Below are 1663 nucleotides of genomic sequence, written 5' to 3'. Positions count from 1 at the left end.
CAGTAACCCCAACTACCCCAGTTACACCGCTCGTTTGGGTCTGTTCCGTAGTCGGTGGTGACGGTGAGTCCTCGCCCGTGATCATTGAGCGTGCTTGATGCGAACGCGTTGGTGGGAACGGTGTTTTCGGGGTTGTCGGCGTTGGTCATCGAGGATGTGGCGGACGGTGGCGAGATAGTCCGGGTTACGGCTCGGACCCGGGATGTTCCCGTTCCCTGTCCGGTGTGCGGCGTGGCGACGGGAAGGGTCCACGGGTATCACGGCCGGACAGTGCGGGATGTGCCGGTCGACGGCCGGCAGGTCGTGGTCCGGGTGAGGATACGACGGCTGGTCTGTCCGGTCCTGGGCTGCAGGCGGCAGACCTTCCGAGAGCAGGTCCCCGGGCTTCTGGAGCGCTATCAGCGCCGCACCACACGTCTGACCGGCCAGCTCTCTGACCTGGTCAAGGAGTTATGCGGCCGGGCATCCGCCCGACTCGCCCGATCGCTGGCCGTGCCCGTGTCGTACGCCTCCGCTTTGCGGCTGCTGCGGCGGGTGCCCGTGCCGGCGGTGCGGATACCGCGAGTGATCGGGGTCGACGACTTCGCCCTGCGGCGCCGGCAGAGCTACGCCACGATCATCATCAACGCCGAGACCGGTGAGCGAATCGAGGTACTGCCCGGCCGCGAAGCCGCCACTCTGGAAGGCTGGCTGCGCGGACATCCGGGTATCGAGGCCGTGTGCCGCGACGGATCGGCCACCTATGCTGAGGCGGTCCGCCGAGCCCTGCCCGACGCGGTCCAGATCAGCGACCGCTGGCACCTGTGGCACAACCTCGCCGAGGCCGTCCGCAAAGAAGTCGCCGCGCACAGCACCTGCTGGGCGAAAGCGGGCCCGCCCGCGGATGAGGGGAAACAGGCCGCCACCACCCGCGAGCGCTGGCAGCAGGTCCACGCCCTGCGCGAGCGCGGAGTAGGACTTCTGGAGTGCGCACGGCGTCTCAACCTCGCCTTGAACACCGTCAAGCGCTACGACCGTGTCGCCGAGCCCGAGCGCCTCATCCGCACCCCCAAGTACCGGCCCACCCTGGTGGATCCTTACCGCGATCACCTGCGTAGGCGCAGACTGGAGAATCCAGCCGTCCCCGTCACCCATCTCCTTCAGGAGATCAGGGAGCTGGGCTACACCGGCAGCTCGAACCTGCTCGTCCGCTACATCAACCAGGGCCGTGTCGAGGCCGACCGGCCCGCCCTCTCGCCCCGGCGCCTGGCCCGCTACCTGCTCACCCGCCCCGAGCGCCTCAACGACCACCAGCGAGAACGTATCGACGCCGCCCGCGGTGCCTGCCACGAGATGACCGCTCTGGCCGACCTCATCCACCACTTCGCCGTGCTGCTGGATCCCAGCGACGGCAATGCCGCCCTGCTGAGCACCTGGATCACCTTGGCCCAGGCCGAGGACCTGCCCCACCTGCATGCCTTCACCCGGGGCCTCGAGAAGGACCGCGCCGCAGTCGACGCCGCCCTCACCCTGCCGCACCACAACGGTGGCACCGAAGGCGTCAACAACAAAACCAAGCTGATCAAGCGCCAGATGTACGGCCGCGCGAGCTTCCCCCTCCTCCGCCACCGCATCCTCCTGGGCTGACCACACCCGCCGTCACCACCGACTACGGAACAGACCC

The 1663-nt window shown here is 68.3% G+C and carries 1 protein-coding gene; it reads left to right on the top strand.

Annotated features, from left to right (window positions below; genetic code table 11):
• The first annotated feature begins 90 nt into the window (after nt 1-90).
• Complete coding sequence (locus OO52_RS45375) at nt 91-1626, top strand: ISL3 family transposase (protein WP_420711476.1); 1536 nt, start codon at nt 91-93, stop codon at nt 1624-1626.
• The last annotated feature ends 37 nt before the right edge of the window (nt 1627-1663 follow it).

It is taken from the genome of Streptomyces flaveolus, assembly GCF_000716535.1.
Classification (GTDB): domain Bacteria; phylum Actinomycetota; class Actinomycetes; order Streptomycetales; family Streptomycetaceae; genus Streptomyces; species Streptomyces flaveolus_A.
The sequence above is the reverse complement of the archived record's forward strand: the minus strand, read 5'-3'. Positions and strand labels throughout refer to the sequence as shown.